We start from the raw sequence: 17,627 nt of genomic DNA, 5'->3' as shown, positions 1-17,627 counted from the left end.
CATCACCCTCTACTCACTCTTTACCCTGGCAATCAACCATTGCCTACCGGCCTCCGTCAGTTGATATTTTTGCAGCTTGCTTCTGGGTTTTTCGGGAATGGTTAATGCGAGCAACCCTGTTTTCAGGGCCGGCCTCAAGTAGGTCTCATAAAAATATTTTCTGTCTTTTATTCCAAGGTCCACCTGCAACTCTTCGCGTCCAGCCGGTTTATCACAAAGTAGCAATAATTTCTCAACATGGGGGGTAACATGGGGGGTAAGATGGGGGGCAACATGGGGGGTGATGGGGGGGGTAACCGACCCGATCTGCCGCAACTCGGCCTTAAAAAAATCGCCGATTTCCTCGACCTTAAACTCGATTTCCGGGTATAAACTCAACGCCTCCCGAATGCGCACAAAACCGGTTCCATAGCGCTCGATATCGCCCATCAGGAAAAAGGCCTCGGCCAGCAAGCGGTTTCTTATCGAAGACACATAGTCGTTACGCTGCAAATCCTCGATTCGCAACTTGCCATAGAGCTTTCCCGGGTTGGTAAAAACAATCCGATCATCGAAAATTTTGATAACAATATCGGAGGGGCTCTTGTAATCGCGGTGCACCACCGCATTCAACAAGAGTTCACGAAGCGCTTCCATGGGGTACTGCCAACGCTCCTTGCGCTCCAAACTGCCATCGAAGTGATAGGAAAGGTTGACATGTTTCTTGATAAAAGTCAGCGCCTCCTCAACGGCCAGAAGCAACGGCGCCCGAACGACATTATCATCAATAATGGTCGCTTCGGACTTAAACCGGCCGATGCGGATGGCGCAGTCCGGTGCCCCGAACAGCAACTCCGCGGCAAAGGTGATCTTCCCGTCGCGGATTAGTTTCAGTTTAACAAGATTGGTCCGCGAATCATCGGCAAGGGTCACTCTCCCCCTGCTATTCACGCGGGTGAAAAACCGCTCGATCAGCTCGGTATCCAGATCGGTCAGGGAAACCAGAGAAGAATAGGCATCGAAGGATAAAGAGAGGGCCTGCTGCTGCAAATCCACTATCTCATCCAGGGTCAACAGATGGTTGGTAAGCGCTCAGCAAACCCCAGTCATCTGGCAACTACCAGGTTACGATCAATATACTGGGGCAGCAGCGCCTTGATTTGTGCCTTGGTGCCGGCCGCCGGCAGTCGTTCAAACAAGGCGCGCAGGTACCAGTAGGGCTCCAGGCCGTTGGCTTTGGCCGTTTCGATAATGCTGTAGATCGCGGCACTGGCCTTGGCGCCTTGGGGGGTGCCGGAGAAGAGCCAGTTCTTCCGGCCCACGACAAAGGGCCGGATGGCGTTTTCCGCCGAATTGTTATCCAATCGCAGGAGTCCATGTTCAACGTATCGTTGCAATCTTTTCCATTGGCTCAGGGTATAGGCGATGGCCTTGCCCAGCAGACTCCTGGGCGGGACTTCCCGCTGCCGGGCCAGCAGCCACTGCCGGAAATCAGCCAGCAAGGGTACCGCCTGCTCTTGCCGCTGCCGGTAGATTGCCTCCTGATCAAGTCCGGCCTCCCGCATGTGTGCCTCGATTTTGTACAATTTGCCGATCCAACCCAAAGCCTCGTCGGCAATGCCTTCCCGCTTGGCCGGCTTGCCGGCGGCCTTGAGGACATCGTTGAACTTGCGCCGGGCATGGGCCCAGCAACCGGCATGAATCACCCCCGGCTGATGATCCAGGAAGTCATAACCGATATAGCCGTCGGTCTGGACACAGCCCCGGTAGCCACGGAGAAAAACGGCGGCCGGATCACCGCTCCGGGTGGGCTGATACTGGAACACCAGGGCCGGACGTTCGGGTGCACCGCCGCGAAAGACCCACATATAGGACTTGGCTTTGGCGGCCCGGCCGATTTCGGCCAACACCTGAACGGTGGTCTCGTCAACATTGACCACCGGTCCGGAACGAATCTCCTCCTGCATCAACTCCAGCAGAGGCTCGCAACGCCGGGCCACCTTCATGGCCCAGCCGCACATGACACCCCGGCCGATCTCCACCCCCAGCCTGGCAAACTGCCCTTCCTGGCGATAGAAAGGCAGGGCATCGGCAAACTTGGCGGTCAATACGTGGGCCAGCAGGCCGGGGCTGGCGATACTTTTGGCGATCATCTGCTCCGGGGCTGGGGCGATGACCACGGTCGGCCCTTGGTCTTCGACTCCTTCGCACTGCCGGCAGGCGTACTTGGGGCGGATATGGCGGATTACCTGCATCCTGGCCGGAATCATGTCCAACTGCTCGGAGACATCCTCGCCGATCCGGCTCTTTTCGCCACCGCAGGCGCAGGTTTTGGCCTCGGCGGAAACATCATGGACCACTTCCACCCGGGGCAGATCCTCGGGCAGGGGCTTGCGTCCCTTCTTGCGGCGGCTATGGGGCGCCACCTGGACTTCAGGCTCATACGCCTCTTCGGCCTGGTCACCAGCTGCGGCCTGTTCGTCAAAAAGCGGCAGCTGCGGAGACAAAATATCCGCCATCTTTTCGCTTTTGCGACCAAACAGCTGGGCTCGCAGCAGCTTGACCTGGGCCAGCAGCAGATCAACCTGCTCTCGCAGGAGATCGCGCTCGGCGATCAGCTGCTGGACATATTCGGGGGTGTCGGCGGGGATCGAAGTCATGCCGACAACGTATCTCATCTTACTGAAATGTCAAGCAAATACTCGCCTGAAACCCTAAAAAATCCGGCTGTATTCCAGCTTTTTATGGGCTCGTTGCTGCTCCAGTTCAAGCCCGTCGAGCAACCAGGCCAATTCACGGCGGCCGACGGCCAAGACCTCCTCCCGGCAACGGGGCCAGCGGAATCGTTCCTTCTCCAGGCGTTTCTGCCACAGGCAAAAACCATTACGGTCCCAGTAGAGGATCTTGACCATGGTCCGTCGGCGGTTGCTGAAGGCGAAAAGCCCGTCGCCGAGCGGATTCAAACCCAGTTGCTCCGAGACCAGCAGCGCCAGGCCGTCAATACTCTTGCGCATGTCGGTCACCCCCAGGGCCAGATAGACCTGCACCGCGAAATCGGCGGGGATCATCGGCCGACCTCCAGGCTGGCTATCACCCGGGACAAGGTCGCCACATCGAATCCCCGGTTGATTTCCAGGCCCAGCCCCCGGGGCAGCAGCAGCCGCAGCCCGGAAAAATCACCAACGGTGACTTTCGGTCCGGCTACGGTTGGTACCTGGACCAGTACCGGCAGCTCAGCCGCCGGCCGATCCCTGAACTTGCGCCGCCACCAGCCAAAGGCATGACGGCTCAGGCCGTACTCCCGGCAATACGCCGTCTGGGTCAGGCCGCTCCGCTCCCAAGCCGATAAGTGGGCAACCCAGAAACGCCGCTTGCTCCCCCTGCCGTTCTTGTCCATGATCTCCTCCTCGGGCAAAGTGCGGCCGAGGATATCCCGACCGCCAACCGGCGGGAGATATTGCCATGGCGGGGGAGACAAAAAAAGAAGGGGTTCATTGAGCGCTTACCGATCAGCTCGGTATCCAGATCGGTCAGGGAAACCAGAGAAGAATAGGCATCGAAGGATAAAGAGAGGGCCTGCTGCTGCAAATCCACTATCTCATCCAGGGTCAACAGATGGTTGCTGTTATGTACCCGCTTATAATAACGCCCTTTGTAGGAAACCGGCTTGACCGGAAACTCGGGGATTTCAAAGATGACAATCTGCTTGCCGTCTCTTTCCGCAACCTGGGCCTTGGGCGTAAGCTGGGGATAGGTGGCGACCTTGATCTCGTTCAAGTAGCGCTGTACGGTTTCTGGCCCGACTTCCAAACCACAGGGCTTGCCGCTGTCATCAACACCAACAACCACCGAGCCGCCCTCGGTATTGGCAAAGGCCACAAGAGAGATAATCACCTCTTTGCCAAACGACTTTTTATGCTCAACGAATCGTGTTTCCATAAGAAAAAGAGTAATACACCTTTTAGCACAGCGGGGCAAGGGATGAGGTTTGAGGTTCAAGGGGCAAGGTTCAAGGGGCAAGGTTCAAGGTTCAAGGGGCAAGGTTCAAGGTTCAAGGGGTGAGGGGTGAGGGGTGAGGGGTGAGGGGTGTGGGGTTTGGGTGGCTCACTGAATAACGTACGCGGCAGCGGACCACTTGCCCGAATCTATGGCTGATTACGGTTTGAGGGCGCCGACGGGGATCACCATGACGCCGTCATTCCGCAAGTAGCCATAACCCGTGCCGGTGATTACCGCCAAAAGCGATGGGGAACCGCACCTGGCGGTGTCAACGCGGCCCGCAAATTTCAACAAAGAGGCCGCGCCTTGCGCCACCATCCCTGCTCCCAGTTTTATTTCAAACGCACCCCAACGGCCATCGGCGCACTGAACCACCGCATCCACCTCCAGCCCCTTGTTATCACGATATTGCAAGACTTCGGCATCCATGGCCTGGGCGTAAACCCGCAGGTCACGAATGACCAGCGATTCAAATAAAAAAACCAGCAGATTAATGTCCTTGAGCACTTCACTGGCGGCCAGATTCCGGGCCGTTGCCGTCTTACCGCAAGCTTTCGGCCCTTCGATCACCACCGCGCCGGTGGTTCAAGGTTCAAGGGGCAAGGGGCAAGGGGCAAGGCTTGAGGTTCAAGGTTTGAGGTTCAAGGGGCTAGGGGCAGGGTTCAAGGGGGTGGGCTTAGCCACTTCCAGGTGGGGAGGAGTTTAACACTGTTTTCTTGCTCCTTGATCTCGCCATCTTCATCCCAGGTGAGTACCAACAGGTTGGCGCAGCTCAGATTTCTGGTTCAGCGTGCCTTGTTCGACCTGCGCCCGGAAATGCTGTTTGAGCGTGTTGCGGCCGGTACTGATTGCTTCTTGCGTTGACAATTTGTACCAGAAGGGGTATGACCCCTCTTGATGCCGGGAGAAGCGCCCGCTATTTCAGCGATAACCAGAACCAGTGCTTGAGGCACATCCCATGATCGAAAGAGAAGTTGCTGAAAAGATTGTCCAGTATGCGGCCCAGTACCCGGTGGTGACCATTACCGGGCCGCGGCAATCCGGCAAGACGACGCTCTGCCGGATGCTTTTTCCCGACCGGGCATATGTGAATCTGGAGAGCATCGATGAACGGGGGTTCGCGGAGCGGGACCCGAAGGGGTTCCTGGCCCGTTTTCCGGACGGTGCGATCATCGACGAGATTCAGAGGGGGCCGGACCTGCTCTCCTACATCCAGGTCGAAGTGGACGAGATCCGCCAGGCAGGCAGGTACATCATTACCGGCAGCCAGAATTTCGAGCTTCTCAATACGGTAAGCCAATCCTTGGCGGGCAGGACCGCCCTGGTCAGACTGCTGCCCCTTTCAGTTGCCGAAGTCAGAAAAACCGGTAAGATCGCCAGCCTCGATCAACTGCTTTACCGAGGCGGCTATCCCAGGATTTACGACCAGGATCTGAACCCCACCGAGGCCCTCGCCTTTTATGTCGGCACCTATGTGGAACGGGATCTCAGGATGTTGATCAACATCAAGGATCTTTCCCGTTTCGAGGTTTTTTTGAAATTATGCGCCGGTCGTACCGGCCAGATCCTCAACCTCTCATCCCTGGGCAACGACTGCGGGGTGAATCACAATACCGTCAAAAGTTGGCTCTCTATCCTGGAGGCCAGTTTTCTGATCAAGCTGCTCCCGCCCTATTACCGGAATTTCAATAAAAGAGTGATCAAGTCGCCCAAACTCTACTTTCTCGATACCGGGCTTGCCTGTTTCCTGCTGGGCATCCAAAGCGAAGAGCAGCTGCCGACCCATCCGCTGCGGGGGGCGCTGTTTGAAACCTTTGTGGTTTCGGAACTCTTAAAAAGCCGGTTCAACCGGGGAAAGACGGATAACCTTTACTACTTTCGGGACAACAAGGGAAACGAGGTGGACCTGGTGCTGGACCAGGGGATTGCTCAGCGTATTGTCGAAATAAAGGCCGGGCAGACGATCAATTCCTCCTTTTTCAAGGGCTTGCACTATTTTACCAAGTTGAGCGGGGAGGTGGAAAAATCCTTCCTCGTGTACGGCGGCAAGGAAACTCGAACCCAGGAGGGAATCGAAGTCACCGGTTGGGAGCGGGTGGATTCCGTCGGGGTTGGATGACAAAGGTGCACCAGGTGCATTACCATGACCCGGGCGACTTTATCGTCGACGACCGGTTCATCATTCTTACCGCAGGTCGTACCAAACTCCACGGCCACTGCCGTGCTGGTTCAGCGTGCCTTGTTCGACCAGCGCCCGGAAATGCTGTTTGAGTGTGTTGCGGCCGGCCCCGGTCAGCTTAATAGCCTCGCCCATGGTGACGCGGCCGTGCTCGCGGGCGAACTCGACGATCTGTAGCCGCAGTTCAGGCATGGTTGCCAGCACGATCTTCTCGCGCTCGATCTTCTTCTCCAGTCGCCGCACCTGCTCAGCCAGAGAGCGCAGGAAGAAGACCAGCCACGGCTGCCAGTTCGGGGAATCCGTGCGGATCGTGCCTTGCGTCTGCCGCAGCGCCAGGTAGTAGTCTTCCTTGCTTTGTTCAACCACGCTTTCCAACGAGCTGTAGGGAACGTAGGCATAGCCGGCCTGCAGGAGCAGAAGGGTGGTCAGCACGCGGGAGAGCCGACCATTGCCGTCCTGAAAGGGATGGATCGCCAGAAACACGACGACGACCAGGGCGATGACCAGCAGCGGATGGAGCCGGGCCGTCTCGCGCTCACGGTTCACCCACTCCACCAGCTCCGCCATCAGCCGGGGTGTGTCGAATGGGGTGGCGGTCTGGAACACGATGCCGATTTGCGCGCCGTTCTCGTCGAAGGCGGCGACGCTGTTAGGGTGGGTCTTGTAGCTGCCGCGGTGTCGGGTGTCCTTCTCGCTGTAACGCAGAAGGATCTGGTGCAACTGCTTGATGTGGTTCTCGGTGAACGGGATCTCCTGCCAGGATGAAAACACCAGGTCCATCAGTTCGGCATAACCGGCCACTTCTTGCTCGTCACGGCTGGTGAAGGATTTGATCTCCAGGTTAGCCAACAGGCGGGCAACTTCCCGGTCGGAGAGTTTGCTGCCCTCGATGCGGGTGGACGAACCGATGCTCTCGATGGTGGCCACCCGTCGCAGGGCCGACAGCCGGTCGGGAGCAAGCGTGCCCAGGGCGCGCCAGGCGCCTTTAAACTCGTCGATCCCGGCGATGATGCTCAGGATTTCCGGAGTAATCTGGAGGGAGTCGGTACGCAACATGCGCCAATGCTACCCCCATTTACACCCAATTGCAAGCTCTGGACAAGGGGACGGAATTGTTTTAGTAAGTTAACCTACGGCTTTGACCATGGCCTCCGTCAGTTCGAGCTCGATGAGGCCTTTGTCCTCCATGAGGTAAAAAGGCTCGTTGGTGCTTCCGGCCGCGATGGGGAACCGCACCTGGCGGTGTCAACGCGGCCCGCAAATTTCAACAAAGAGGCCGCGCCTTGCGCCACCATCCCTGCTCCCAGTTTTATTTCAAACGCACCCCAACGGCCATCGGCGCACTGAACCACCGCATCCACCTCCAGCCCCGTGTTATCAAGATATTGCAAGACATCGGCATCCATGGCCTGGGCGTAAACCCGCAGGTCACGAATGACCAGCGATTCAAATAAAAAACCCAGCAGATTAATGTCCTTGAGCACTTCACTGGCGGCCAGATTCCGGGCCGTTGCCGTCTTACCGCAAGCTTTCGGCCCTTCGATCACCACCGCGCCGGTGGTTCAAGGTTCAAGGTTCAAGGGGCAAGGGGCAAGGGGCAAGGGGCAAGGGGTGGGGCAGGTTCAGGGTTCAAGTTGCAAGGGGCAAGGGGCAAGGGGTGAGGTTCAAGTTTCAAGGGGCAAGGTTCAAGGGGCTGGGGGCTGCCGCCAAACCTTGGCCCAGCCCGGGCCTACATCTTAAACCTGGGCGGTTCAAAAACGTTCCCGAGTGACTGCGCCACCTGTTCACATTCCGCGCAGACAACACTGGTCAGATAAGACCAGAACTCTTCATTCTCAATCGTTTCCGCCACGATGCGCGCAGGCAGGAATCGTCTCATTTCTTGAATAAAATCAGTGCGGAGCACTGCATTCATCTGCAATTTGGACTTACGCTCATTCAGCAAATCCAGAAATTCTGCCGTACTCCGATGACGATCCAGAATCTTTTTCGGGATCAAACCAAGCGGCAGATCAATACCTTGCTGCTTCAGCCAGACAATATCCCAAAGATCACGATTTTTAAGCCGGTTTGCTCGTAAGGCCAGGGCAACAAGTTTATCAGCCAGGATTTCTTCCCGGCTTTGCGCCTGAATGATCAGGCCCGAGGTTCCCATCTCGACACCGTAATGGTTGCGCAACATCATAGGGCGCCTATCATGGCTGGGCAGGGTACATATATCGATATTTATTCTTTGGGAAGGCAGCGATTTTTGTTCCGGCCTGGTGACAACGTTCATCTTCCAGGTATCGACATTCCCGGTATCTTTCTTCGGCTCACCCACCGTAACATGCAAACCATATTTCGCTTCCAGCCTGTCAACAAGAATAGCAGCCAAATCGCTCAGCGTCTTCCGGTTAAAGTTTTTTCCCCCCGTAAAATCTAAATCCTCACTCAACCGATTAGAACCATAACAGGCCCGCAGGCAAGTCCCACCGATAAAGGTCAGGGAATCGAGAAGGCCGGCTACACTCATTTCGCGAATGATATCGTGATGAAGAAGCTCTTTCTCAACCACCATACGCAACGGCGCAAGCTCAGCCTTATTTTTCATTGCCTGAAGGACGAGTTGATCAAACAAGTTCATTGGCTGCATTCCAATCAATTAAATCGGTACTCCGTTTGGTGGCCCGCATATCCTTTATTGCCAAGGCAACGGATGCACGCCACAAACGACAACGGGAGTCGTAGATCAGGTGATCCGTCAAATTCTCCGGCCGCTTCTTGGTGTGAACAAACTCAATACGACCGAATTCACCACAATTTACAATGTGACTGCGACCGGAAGACATCAAGGTGATCCAGTTTATAGGAATCTGAGAAATCACCCCGGCATCGCTGAGCGCCGTCTCTAGGCTGATATAATTAAACGCATCGGCCCGCAATCTCGCCGCCGCGTGAAAAAGCACCAATCCACCGGCATAGTCAACCGACGGATACAGGTATAACCCGCGGCAGATACGCTTAAGCAAGCCATCCTTTACCCCTCTGCATACCAGCGCCTTGAATCCACCCTGACTTTGTTCGGGCATTGCACCCTTCAGGTCGGCAAGGGAAAACAGGTAATGTTCATCATCCGCCAGTCCAGCAAGAATCTTTGCCAGTTGTTTAATCGGCTGCATAGGCCACCATGGTCCACATAAGGTTACGGTTAATATAACTTTATGTATACCAAAAAAATCAGACTGTCAACATCGGCGGTGTTGAACAGGGCTTAGCCGAAATCCACTAGGGTAAGGTTTAAGGGGCAAGGGTTGAGGGGCAAGGGGCAAGGGGCAAGGTTCAAGGGGCTGGGGGCTGGGGGCTGGGGGCTGGGGGCTGGGGGTTAGGGGTTAGGGGTGATGGTAGCAGCGCAGTAAATTGGGGTTACCAATTTACTGCCAATTTCCTGGGTTTCTTCACTTCAGCCAGTTCTCTGTAGAGAGGTTGGTAATTCTTGAAAATTCGATGATGTTGGCGGTAACCACTGTCAGTCCGCAGGAAAGGGCGTGGGAAGCGATCAGTAGATCATTGGGGCCGATGGGGGTACCGTGCGCTTCCAGTTCCGCACGAATCTCGGCGTAATGGCGATCAGCACCAGCATCCAGCGCCAGAACTTCGATGACGGCAAGGATCTCTTCCACTCTGGCCGCAATAATCGCAGATCCCTTCTTGCGAGCCCCAAAGCGCAACTCACAGGCAACCACAATGCTGGTGCAGACGGCCCTTTCTCCCTTTGCGGCAATTTGCTGCGCCACTTTGCCGGCCGGGTTCCGGATCAGATCGGAAATGATATTGGTATCCAGCAGGTAAACAAAACCGTCCATCTTACAACTCAATGTCATCAAGAGGCGGCAGCGCTTCATCTACATCGGGGAAATCTTCGGCCAGGGGCTCCCAATCGGCCAGAGTCGCCAGCAGGGAACGGCGCTGCACCGCTTCAATGATCAGCCTGTTGCCTTCCCGGCGGATCACCGCTTCATCGCCAGGCAGTTCATACTCCCGGGGAATCCGTACCGCCTGATTACGCCCATTTTTAAAAAGTCGCACATGTCTTTCAGTCTGCATAATCTCCTCCCAAACATTGTATATGTCTTGGCATATGCTGATATGCTAGCACGGCAACAAATTTTCGGCAAGGGGGGGGAATTGCAAGGGGCAAGGTTTGAGGTTCAAGGTTTGAGGTTCAAGGTTCAAGGGGCTAGGGGCTAGGGGCTAGGGGTGAAACTCTTTAAATCTTCGAGGACCGAGCGCAAATTGGTTACTAGCGCAGGGATTTCCGGCCGCGAGATAACCAAGGCCGCGGTGGGATGATCTCTGGATCTCTGAATCACTTGCGGGAAGCCTTGTTGAGCGCCTTATCAAAGGAGAAAATGGGCAATTTGTCGATTCTGGACTTGGCAAGGAGGAAGCAATCCACCGGATCAAGGTTGCTGGTGGCAAAATAGTTTAGCCCGTCAGCCAGGATCGCCTTGTTCGGGTTTACGATTCCCTTGTAGAGAAGAAGATCGGACAAAGCCCGGGCAGCCTCCTGGCGGGGCACCTGATAGTATTTTGTCAGCACATAAAGGCATTCCAGCAGCACCCCTTCCATGAAGAGAGCCCGCCGGGTGCCGGTGCGAACTTCTTCAAAGAATGTTTCGACTTTGGCAAACTGCTCCGGATCATCTCGCAAGAGATAGCGAAGCACTACATTGGTGTCGGGCAGAGAATCAGCCTTTCCGGTCACGGGCAACCTCCTCCCACACCTTTTCCCGGATTTCATGCAGGGGTTTCGCTTCCCTGCCCTTGGCATGGTCGGCAAGGACGCCCGCCACGCTCCGTACCGGTTTGATCCGAACCTCGCCGTCCACCACATCAATCTCCACGATGCGGGAGTCAAGAAATTTTCGGATCTTACTGGGAATGGTGATCTGCCCTTTAGCTGTAATAGTTACCGAGAATGACACGGGAAAACCTCCTTTCTTATTTTGCATTACATATACGAACGGTAATGCAAAATAAAATATGCGTCAAGCCGTGATTTTGACGGCCGGCGGTAAGGGGCAAGGGGCAAGGTTCAAGGGGGGGGAATTGGGGTCAGACACCAATTTTGAGGTTCAAGGGGCAAGGGGCTAGGGGCAAGGGGTGAGGGGTTTGTTTATGGTTTTGTTCTGGTGCGGATGGTTTTTATTAGGGCGTGGAGCATGCGGGAGATTTCCTCTGCTTCGGTGAGCCATTTGCGACCGGTGTCTTTGGGGATGTAGCCGATTTCTATGCCGATGTAGGTTTGTGTTCGCAGTTCTCCTGCCGAGCCCTTGGCGTAGTTGAGGAAGTTGGCGATTTCTTTGTTGCCATCCCGTTCGTATCCTTCAGCGATATTGGATGGTATCGATAATCCGGCCCGAGTGATCTGATCCCGATAGCCAAAGTCCCGCAACTCGGCCAGCGTTTTGTATATCTCCGCACTCAACCGCGCCGACCGCTTCCAAACCTCCAGATCCTCAAATCGCATCCCCCCCCCAACCACCAATCATAGCCCCTCACCCCTGCTAGCCCCTAGCCCCTTGCCCCTTGCCCCTTGCCCCTTGCCCCTTGAAAACAAACAAGGTCAGACACCATTTTATGCCAATTCCATCATAATCCCGGATCGCGCAACAAGACATCCTTGATCAGGTCGATCTGGCCTTCGGCCCGGGCCATCTCTTCGGCCAGCAGGCCCTGGCGGGATTCAAATTCCGCCAAGGTCGATTCCAGTTGTTTAATCCTATTCTGACGCTCGCTCGCCAGCTTGGCCTGTTCCGCCTTGGCCTGGGTGGCTTGATCCAGTTGTGTCTTGAGTTCCGACACGTGATGGCTCTGCTCGTCGCGGGACTTGATCAACTCATTGAGCTTGGCCTGGCGCTCGGCCGCCAGCTTGGCCTGTTCCGCCTTGGCCTGCTTCAGTTGCTCAAGCTGAGATCGCAGCTCCCGGTTTTCGATTTTGAGAAGATTTTTTTGCAACACCCAGCAGGGGCGGTCCGGGTCCATCTCGGCCTCACAGCTCACCACCTCGAAACCGTTATCATCCAGAAGCCGGAGCAGCAGCTCGGCATCCCGCCCACCCTCGTACAACGCCACCTTGCCGCAATGGAGCACGATCCGGTCGAAGAGATGAAGCCTGCCCGCCTGCTGCAGGGCCTCGAGAACCTCGGCTTCTTCGCCGGGAACATCAATAACCAGCCAGTTTTCCTGCTCCGCGGTTGGGCCGATTTTATTGATCAGGTCCGGGGTGGTCAGCGCGTTCACTTCGAAGTCCTTGTGTAGCCGCAGGCCGGGAAACAGTTCCGTAATACCGCTCGGGGTGCGCAGGCTGTTAAACCGGGGCAGGTTAAACCCTTTCAGCACGGCCTTGCCGGAGGTCGCCGCAACCGCCACCGGCAAGACTTCGACCTGGGCCAGGGAGGCCGTGCGGCGCTCAAGGGCGCGGACGGCCGACGGTTCGGCTTCCACCAGGACGATTTTTTCGGGGCGGAGGGAGAGGTAGTTGTCCAACTCATGCCCCTGTCCGGCGCCGAGGTGGATGATGACAGCGGGGCCGTGGCCGGTTGTTTTTTGGCGCATCCGGTTCATGATGATGTTTTCCTGGCCGGCTTTAATAACTTAACCGCCTTTCGCAGGGGGCTGGTTATTTTCCAGGAGGTGGATTTTTTTACTCTGTCGTAGCGTGCTTTTTGGCTTTTCAAATCTTTCTGCAGCGTTTTTTTATCCTTTTTCAGGGCGGCAAGTTCGGTTTTGGCCTGCCGGTGCTTCTTCTGTTCGGACTGCAGTTGCAGATAATAGCTTTCCAGCTCTTCCTGAACCTGGTGCAACTGCAGCAAAAGGAGTTCGTTTTCCTCTTCGAGCTGCTGCTTTAGGTTCCGGTAATCCTGGTATATTTTTTCGCAATCGACGGTTGGGGTGGCCGGTTCGGCCAGCGGCAGCGAGCTGGCCTCCAGTTCGGCGATCAACTCGCCGATTCGTGGAGACTGGGCCACCATCTGGGCGGCGATCAGGTGATGAAGATCGTTTGAATCGGTGTTTTCCCCGGTTGGTTGGTGGTCATTCGGTGGGGATGTCTTTTTAAGGCCGAGATGATCGTGGCAGGCCCGCATGAAAAGTTCGGGGGCGGCCAACGCGCAATCAATGTCGATCAGGGAAGTTCGTTTTCGGTTGTGCTTGTGGACCTGCAGCAGTTGCTCCGCTGCCTGCTGCCATTTTTCCAAAGCTTCCCGAGGTTCGCGATTATCGTCCATCGCCTGTACCAGGGCCGGTTCCGGGCGGGAGTGAAAAAGCAGCAGGCGGGCGGCGGCAAATTCCTTTTCCGCCAGGTCCAGATGCTGAGCGGCGGCGTTATCGCCCGTTGCCAGCACGGTGGGGGCAGCAACAGGGTTGCCCAGCAGTTCGGCGCAGGCCTGCTCCAAAGACGATCCGACCATTGCCGGCACGGCACAACCAGCCCTGGTCAGCAGCGGCAGCACCCGCTCCCAGTCGCTAGCCGGGGTGGAACCTACAATAAGATACATATCTTTCTCCTTCGTGGGGCTAGATGCGCTTGCAAAGTTGGAATTAATAGCAAATTAAGAACGCTAAGTAAAGGCGAAAGACCTCTTTTACTGCCACGACTCGGTAAGGATGCGCTCCAGGGTGGTTGGCTCCAGGGGGGCCAGGATGTTGCCGGCGCGGTCCGGGGTGATCATTTCCTTTTGCAGGGCCAGCAGGGCCTGCAGGCTGGGGATTTGTGCCTTTATTTTTGCGCCCACTTGCAATTGGGTGTGGAGGGCGGTGAAGAGTTGCTCCAGGTCGGCCGGAGTTGCCCGGTGGCCCAGCAGGGCTCGGGCGGTTTCGCTGAAACGGCCGTCTTCGGCCTGGAGGCTGAAACGGAGCACCGCCGGCATGGTAAAGGCGCAGGCCAGGCCGTGGGGGACGCCGAAGTGGGCGGTAAGCGGGTAGGAAATGGAGTGGCACAGGGCGGTGCGGGTGTGGCTGATGGCCAGGCCGGCCAGCAGGCTGCACTGCGCCAGATTATCCCGGTTATTTTCGCCACCGCCCACGGTTGCAGCCGCCAGTGGCGGCAGGGCCGGCAGGCCAAGTTGCAGGGCTCGGATGGCGTAATCCAGGCTTACCGGGTTGGCGTTTTGGTTCCAGATGGACTCCGCCGCCTGGTTGATGGCGTCCAGGCCGGTGGAAAGGGTGATGGCGGCGGGCAGGGTATCGGTAAGGGCCGGGTCGACAAAGGCGGCGTGGGGGAACACCGCCGGGCCGGCCAGGGAATGTTTTTGCTTGGCCTGGTGGTCCCAAATCGTGGCATAGGGGGTTACTTCGCTGCCGGTGCCGGCGGTGGTGGGAATGGCATACAACGGCTGGGGGCGGGCCTGTCGATAGAGGGTTGGGTCGGCCAGCAGGTCTCGCAGTTGGCAGCCGGAACACTGCTCGGCAAGCGCCAGGGCCAGAGCCTTGGCGGCATCCAGGGGGCTGCCGCCGCCGAAGGCCAGCACGGCGTCGAAGCTTTGCCCGGCCAGGCGGTCGATTTCACCCTGCAGGTAGAAAACATCCGGGTTTTCGCTGATGCCGTCCACCCAGAGATGATCCGGGTTGGCGGCCAATGGGCCCAGCCAGGGGTCGTCGCTCAGTTGGCGGCGGCCCCGCTGGGTGGTTACGATCAGGCAACGGGTGGCGGCCAGCTCCGCCGCCGCCCGGCGGCGGCAATTACGGCCGAAGTGCACCCGTACTGGGTTGTGGAAATGCCACTGGGGGGCAAGCTGGCAAGGTTTGGTGATGGTCGGTAAATTCATGGGCGGCGCAGGCGCTGGGTGAATATTTGCTTGTTTTCCGCCGGGCTTTCCTTGGGCCGGCCCAGGTCCGCCCGGGGGGCGGACCGGACTTGAATTTCCAGGAAATTGGGGCCGGGCTGGGCCAGCAGGTCGGTTACTGCCCGGCTGATTTCTTCCGCCGCGGTCAGTGGCCCTGCCACTGACCGGTAGCCGCAGGCTCGGGCAATGCCGGTAAGGCTGATCTCCATAGCCACCGTCGGCTGGCCGCCCACCGAGCCGTGCTCGCCGTTGTTGAGCACCACATGCAGGTAGTTCAAATTGCCGCCGGCGCCGATGGTGGCCAGGCCGCCCAGGTGCATCAAGGCGGCGCCGTCACCGTCCAGGCAGACCACCGGTTGCCGGTCGTCGGCCAGGGCCAGGCCCAGGGCTATTTGGGAGGAATGGCCCATGGAACCCACGGTAAGGAAATCTCCCGCCCGGTCCTGGTTGGCTCGGAGGCGCTGTTCGTAGAGTTCCCGCGAGATATGGCCGGTGGTGGCCACCACGGTGGCGGCGGCCGGCAGAGCGGCGGTGACCGCTTCCACCGCCTCTTCCCGGCGCAGCAGTTCAGCGGCGGGGGTTTTGGCCGGGCGCCTGGCCTCGGCCGGGGCAAAGGTTTTCTTGCGCACCAGGATGGCCACGGGGCCGCTGCGTTCCCTGGCTTTGTTCACCAGGTCTTGCGCCAGGTCGGGAACGGCGGCGGAGTCGGCGCTCAATACCTGGTATGGAATCTCCATGGCCTCCAGCATGGCCGGCGACACCCGGCCCTGCTGGACGTGCTGGGGCTCGTCCTTAACCCCCGGTTCCCCCCGCCAGCCGATAAGCAGCACCAGGGGAATGCCGTACACTTCCGGGTCCGCCAGCGACAGCAGGGGGTTGACGGCGTTGCCCAGGCCGGAGTTCTGCATGTACACCAGCGGCACCCCGCCGGTGGCCAGGTGCACCCCGGCGGCAATGCCCACGGCGGCGCCTTCGTTGGCGGCGATCAGATGCTGGGCTGGCGGCAGGGCGGCGTCGATGTAGGCGCAGAATTCTTTAAGCAGGGAATCCGGCACCCCGGTTACGAAGTTTACCCCGGCGGCGGCCAGGGCCTGGTGAAAGGCCTGGGGTGAAATCATAACCAGTCGCCCTCCGGAATCAAGGTGAGGATGTCTTTGATGGACAGCAGGTTGTCGTCCACCTCCTTGGAACGTCCGTTTAAGAGAATGCTGCGAGCGGTTTCCAGCATGGCCGGGTAGGCGCTGCGCAGCAGGTGGTTGGCGTAGATCACCACGTCCACCCCCATCTGTTGCAGTTCGTGGTCATAAACGTGGTTATAGCTGGAAGGTACGGCCACCAGGGGGACCCGTTTTTTGAATTTCTGGTACTCGGAGCAAAATTCGGCAATTTCATCCACGGTTTTTTTCCGACTGTGGATCATGATGGCGTCGGCCCCGGCTTCGATGTAGGCCCGGGCCCGGCGCAGGGCGTCTTCCTGGCCCTGCTCCAGGATCAGGCTTTCAATGCGGGCGACGATCATGAAGCTGCTGGTGATCTTGGCCCGATTGCCGACCTGAATCTTTTCCGCCATCTCCTCCACGGTGGCCTGCACCTGCCCTACTCCGGCCCCGAACAGAGAGTTGCGTTTGGGGCCGATTTTGTCTTCGATCACCGCGCCGGAGACCCCGAAACGCTCCAGGGTGCGGACGGTGAAGGCGAAATGTTCCGGGCGGCCGCCGGTGTCGGCGTCGTAGAGGATGGGCTTGGTGGTGACCTCAACGATGTCGCTCAGGGTGCGCATCCGGGAGGTGACGTCGACCGCTTCGGTATCCGGCTTGCCCTTGGCGGTGGAGTCGGTAAGGCTGGAAAGCCACATGCCGTCGAATTCCAGGCGGCTGCCTTCCCGCTGCTCAAAAAGATTTTCCACGATCAGGCCGGTTAGTCCGTTGTGGGCCTCCATGAGGCGAACCATGGGCTTGGCGTCGATCAGCCGGCGCAGGGTGCCCAGGCGCTGGCCGGGAGTGGTGCCATAACATTTGACGCTTTTGTTGAGCTGGGTCGAGGAAATATCCGGGGTGTAGGGCACCTCCACCAGCTCGCCGCCCCATTCGGCCAGGGCGTCGACGACCCGCTGGCGGGTCTGTTTCTGGACCCCCTGCCGCCAGTCGTCGCCGTGGACCACGAAGTCCGGGCGGACCAGCCGCAGGTTGGGGACATAGTCCAGGGTTTCCTGGGCGATGACCTCATCGACCCCCTTGAGGTTGAAAACCACTTCTTTGCGCTGCTCGAAGGTCATGTGCGGCAGCCGTTTGTAGCTGGCGATGGCCTGGTCGGTGAGAAGACCCACCACCACCCGGCCCAGCTTGCGGGCCTCACGCAGAATATTCAAATGACCGGGGTGCACCAGGTCGGCACTCATCCCGACGTATACCAGGGGTTTTGTTTGGTCGCTCATCTGTTCTCCATTTGCGGGCGAGGACAAATTCAAATCTGTCCCCTGTTGCGTTGTCTAACTCCGGGCAGGCTACCGCCATTCGGGTGAGCATATTTGTTCACCGGCCGAACGGTGCAACCTTGCTTATTAATGGATAATCAACGGAATATCAAGAAAGAAAAAGGGGTCAAGTCTTGACATGACAGTTTTGAGGCAAACTGTCATGTCA

General features: G+C 57.8%; 21 protein-coding genes. 1 reads left to right on the top strand and 20 read right to left on the bottom strand.

Translation table 11 applies throughout. From position 1 onward, the window contains the following. Window positions 1-9: 9 nt before the first annotated feature. The 6 genes from P0N66_RS11970 to P0N66_RS11945 form a co-directional block, all read right to left on the bottom strand. Window positions 10-1,035 (bottom strand): Fic family protein, encoded by a 1,026-nt coding sequence (locus P0N66_RS11970; protein WP_275805721.1) that lies wholly within the window; start codon window positions 1,033-1,035, stop codon window positions 10-12. A gap of 50 nt (window positions 1,036-1,085) precedes the next feature. Beyond that, window positions 1,086-2,657 (bottom strand): IS66 family transposase, encoded by a 1,572-nt coding sequence (gene tnpC / locus P0N66_RS11965; protein ID WP_275805719.1) that lies wholly within the window; start codon window positions 2,655-2,657, stop codon window positions 1,086-1,088. A gap of 36 nt (window positions 2,658-2,693) precedes the next feature. After that, on the bottom strand, window positions 2,694-3,047 hold the full coding sequence (gene tnpB / locus P0N66_RS11960) for an IS66 family insertion sequence element accessory protein TnpB (RefSeq protein ID WP_275805717.1): 354 nt from the start codon (window positions 3,045-3,047) through the stop codon (window positions 2,694-2,696). Beyond that, a complete protein-coding gene (tnpA, locus tag P0N66_RS11955) occupies window positions 3,044-3,376 on the bottom strand; it encodes an IS66 family insertion sequence element accessory protein TnpA (RefSeq protein WP_275805716.1) in 333 nt (110 codons plus the stop codon). Before tnpA ends, tnpB begins: the two co-directional genes overlap by 4 nt. Continuing rightward, the gene (locus tag P0N66_RS11950; RefSeq protein WP_275805714.1) at window positions 3,301-3,918 is read right to left on the bottom strand and encodes an AlbA family DNA-binding domain-containing protein; all 618 of its coding nucleotides are present in this window, start codon (window positions 3,916-3,918) and stop codon (window positions 3,301-3,303) included. The genes tnpA and P0N66_RS11950 overlap by 76 nt, the downstream gene beginning before the upstream one ends. 216 nt (window positions 3,919-4,134) lie before the next feature. Further along, the gene (locus P0N66_RS11945) at window positions 4,135-4,548 is read right to left on the bottom strand and encodes a DUF4143 domain-containing protein (RefSeq protein ID WP_275805712.1); all 414 of its coding nucleotides are present in this window, start codon (window positions 4,546-4,548) and stop codon (window positions 4,135-4,137) included. Window positions 4,549-4,936: 388 nt separating this feature from the next. Here P0N66_RS11945 and P0N66_RS11940 point away from each other — a divergent pair, with 388 nt between their 5' ends. Then, window positions 4,937-6,097: an ATP-binding protein gene (locus P0N66_RS11940; protein WP_275805710.1), complete on the top strand. Its 1,161-nt coding sequence runs from the start codon at window positions 4,937-4,939 to the stop codon at window positions 6,095-6,097. Between the two features lie 66 nt (window positions 6,098-6,163). Here the strand turns inward: P0N66_RS11940 and P0N66_RS11935 are convergent, their stop codons facing one another. The 14 genes from P0N66_RS11935 to aepX form a co-directional block, all read right to left on the bottom strand. Continuing rightward, complete coding sequence (locus tag P0N66_RS11935; RefSeq protein WP_275805708.1) at window positions 6,164-7,213, bottom strand: Fic family protein; 1,050 nt, start codon at window positions 7,211-7,213, stop codon at window positions 6,164-6,166. A gap of 98 nt (window positions 7,214-7,311) precedes the next feature. After that, the gene (locus P0N66_RS11930) at window positions 7,312-7,704 is read right to left on the bottom strand and encodes a DUF4143 domain-containing protein (protein ID WP_275805706.1); all 393 of its coding nucleotides are present in this window, start codon (window positions 7,702-7,704) and stop codon (window positions 7,312-7,314) included. A 182-nt stretch (window positions 7,705-7,886) separates the two neighbouring features. After that, window positions 7,887-8,783, bottom strand: a complete 897-nt coding sequence (locus tag P0N66_RS11925; protein WP_275805704.1) for a nucleotidyl transferase AbiEii/AbiGii toxin family protein — start codon at window positions 8,781-8,783, stop codon at window positions 7,887-7,889. Next, window positions 8,770-9,318, bottom strand: coding sequence for a type IV toxin-antitoxin system AbiEi family antitoxin (gene abiEi, locus P0N66_RS11920; RefSeq protein WP_275805702.1), 549 nt, complete (start codon window positions 9,316-9,318; stop codon window positions 8,770-8,772). Before abiEi ends, P0N66_RS11925 begins: the two co-directional genes overlap by 14 nt. A gap of 276 nt (window positions 9,319-9,594) precedes the next feature. Beyond that, window positions 9,595-10,002, bottom strand: a complete 408-nt coding sequence (locus P0N66_RS11915; RefSeq protein ID WP_275805700.1) for a type II toxin-antitoxin system VapC family toxin — start codon at window positions 10,000-10,002, stop codon at window positions 9,595-9,597. A 1-nt stretch (window position 10,003) separates the two neighbouring features. Further along, a complete protein-coding gene (locus tag P0N66_RS11910) occupies window positions 10,004-10,243 on the bottom strand; it encodes an antitoxin (RefSeq protein ID WP_275805698.1) in 240 nt (79 codons plus the stop codon). Window positions 10,244-10,505: 262 nt separating this feature from the next. Continuing rightward, window positions 10,506-10,904, bottom strand: a complete 399-nt coding sequence (locus tag P0N66_RS11905) for a type II toxin-antitoxin system VapC family toxin (RefSeq protein WP_275805696.1) — start codon at window positions 10,902-10,904, stop codon at window positions 10,506-10,508. Continuing rightward, a complete protein-coding gene (locus P0N66_RS11900; RefSeq protein ID WP_275805694.1) occupies window positions 10,888-11,124 on the bottom strand; it encodes an AbrB/MazE/SpoVT family DNA-binding domain-containing protein in 237 nt (78 codons plus the stop codon). Before P0N66_RS11900 ends, P0N66_RS11905 begins: the two co-directional genes overlap by 17 nt. 191 nt (window positions 11,125-11,315) lie before the next feature. Then, on the bottom strand, window positions 11,316-11,669 hold the full coding sequence (locus tag P0N66_RS11895; protein WP_275805692.1) for a four helix bundle protein: 354 nt from the start codon (window positions 11,667-11,669) through the stop codon (window positions 11,316-11,318). Between the two features lie 122 nt (window positions 11,670-11,791). Continuing rightward, on the bottom strand, window positions 11,792-12,766 hold the full coding sequence (locus tag P0N66_RS11890; RefSeq protein WP_275805690.1) for an FkbM family methyltransferase: 975 nt from the start codon (window positions 12,764-12,766) through the stop codon (window positions 11,792-11,794). Then, the gene (locus P0N66_RS11885; RefSeq protein WP_275805688.1) at window positions 12,763-13,698 is read right to left on the bottom strand and encodes a hypothetical protein; all 936 of its coding nucleotides are present in this window, start codon (window positions 13,696-13,698) and stop codon (window positions 12,763-12,765) included. The genes P0N66_RS11890 and P0N66_RS11885 overlap by 4 nt, the downstream gene beginning before the upstream one ends. Before the next feature lie 87 nt (window positions 13,699-13,785). Beyond that, a complete protein-coding gene (locus P0N66_RS11880; protein WP_275805686.1) occupies window positions 13,786-14,967 on the bottom strand; it encodes a phosphonoacetaldehyde reductase in 1,182 nt (393 codons plus the stop codon). After that, window positions 14,964-16,103 carry a phosphonopyruvate decarboxylase gene (gene aepY, locus P0N66_RS11875; protein ID WP_275805684.1) on the bottom strand — a complete coding sequence of 380 codons (1,140 nt, stop codon included), beginning with the start codon at window positions 16,101-16,103 and terminating at the stop codon, window positions 14,964-14,966. Before aepY ends, P0N66_RS11880 begins: the two co-directional genes overlap by 4 nt. Then, complete coding sequence (aepX, locus tag P0N66_RS11870; RefSeq protein WP_275805682.1) at window positions 16,100-17,419, bottom strand: phosphoenolpyruvate mutase; 1,320 nt, start codon at window positions 17,417-17,419, stop codon at window positions 16,100-16,102. The genes aepY and aepX overlap by 4 nt, the downstream gene beginning before the upstream one ends. Window positions 17,420-17,627 lie beyond the last annotated feature (208 nt).

It is taken from the genome of Desulfurivibrio dismutans, from assembly GCF_029210385.1.
Classification (GTDB): Bacteria; Desulfobacterota; Desulfobulbia; order Desulfobulbales; family Desulfurivibrionaceae; genus Desulfurivibrio; species Desulfurivibrio dismutans.
Note: the sequence above shows the minus strand (reverse complement) of the source record. Positions and strands in the feature narration are given on the sequence as shown.

Bases quoted from the DNA above. Each gene is read 5' to 3' on its own strand.
- tnpC (WP_275805719.1), bottom strand. From the start codon at position 2,657: ATGAGATACGTTGTCGGCATGACTTCGATCCCCGCCGACACCCCCGAA.
- tnpB (WP_275805717.1), bottom strand. From the start codon at position 3,047: ATGATCCCCGCCGATTTCGCGGTGCAGGTCTATCTGGCCCTGGGGGTG.
- tnpA (WP_275805716.1), bottom strand. From the start codon at position 3,376: ATGGACAAGAACGGCAGGGGGAGCAAGCGGCGTTTCTGGGTTGCCCAC.
- P0N66_RS11950 (WP_275805714.1), bottom strand. From the start codon at position 3,918: ATGGAAACACGATTCGTTGAGCATAAAAAGTCGTTTGGCAAAGAGGTG.
- P0N66_RS11940 (WP_275805710.1), top strand. From the start codon at position 4,937: ATGATCGAAAGAGAAGTTGCTGAAAAGATTGTCCAGTATGCGGCCCAG.
- P0N66_RS11935 (WP_275805708.1), bottom strand. From the start codon at position 7,213: ATGTTGCGTACCGACTCCCTCCAGATTACTCCGGAAATCCTGAGCATC.
- P0N66_RS11925 (WP_275805704.1), bottom strand. From the start codon at position 8,783: ATGAACTTGTTTGATCAACTCGTCCTTCAGGCAATGAAAAATAAGGCT.
- abiEi (WP_275805702.1), bottom strand. From the start codon at position 9,318: ATGCAGCCGATTAAACAACTGGCAAAGATTCTTGCTGGACTGGCGGAT.
- P0N66_RS11915 (WP_275805700.1), bottom strand. From the start codon at position 10,002: ATGGACGGTTTTGTTTACCTGCTGGATACCAATATCATTTCCGATCTG.
- P0N66_RS11910 (WP_275805698.1), bottom strand. From the start codon at position 10,243: ATGCAGACTGAAAGACATGTGCGACTTTTTAAAAATGGGCGTAATCAG.
- P0N66_RS11895 (WP_275805692.1), bottom strand. From the start codon at position 11,669: ATGCGATTTGAGGATCTGGAGGTTTGGAAGCGGTCGGCGCGGTTGAGT.
- P0N66_RS11890 (WP_275805690.1), bottom strand. From the start codon at position 12,766: ATGAACCGGATGCGCCAAAAAACAACCGGCCACGGCCCCGCTGTCATC.
- P0N66_RS11885 (WP_275805688.1), bottom strand. From the start codon at position 13,698: ATGTATCTTATTGTAGGTTCCACCCCGGCTAGCGACTGGGAGCGGGTG.
- P0N66_RS11880 (WP_275805686.1), bottom strand. From the start codon at position 14,967: ATGAATTTACCGACCATCACCAAACCTTGCCAGCTTGCCCCCCAGTGG.
- aepY (WP_275805684.1), bottom strand. From the start codon at position 16,103: ATGATTTCACCCCAGGCCTTTCACCAGGCCCTGGCCGCCGCCGGGGTA.
- aepX (WP_275805682.1), bottom strand. From the start codon at position 17,419: ATGAGCGACCAAACAAAACCCCTGGTATACGTCGGGATGAGTGCCGAC.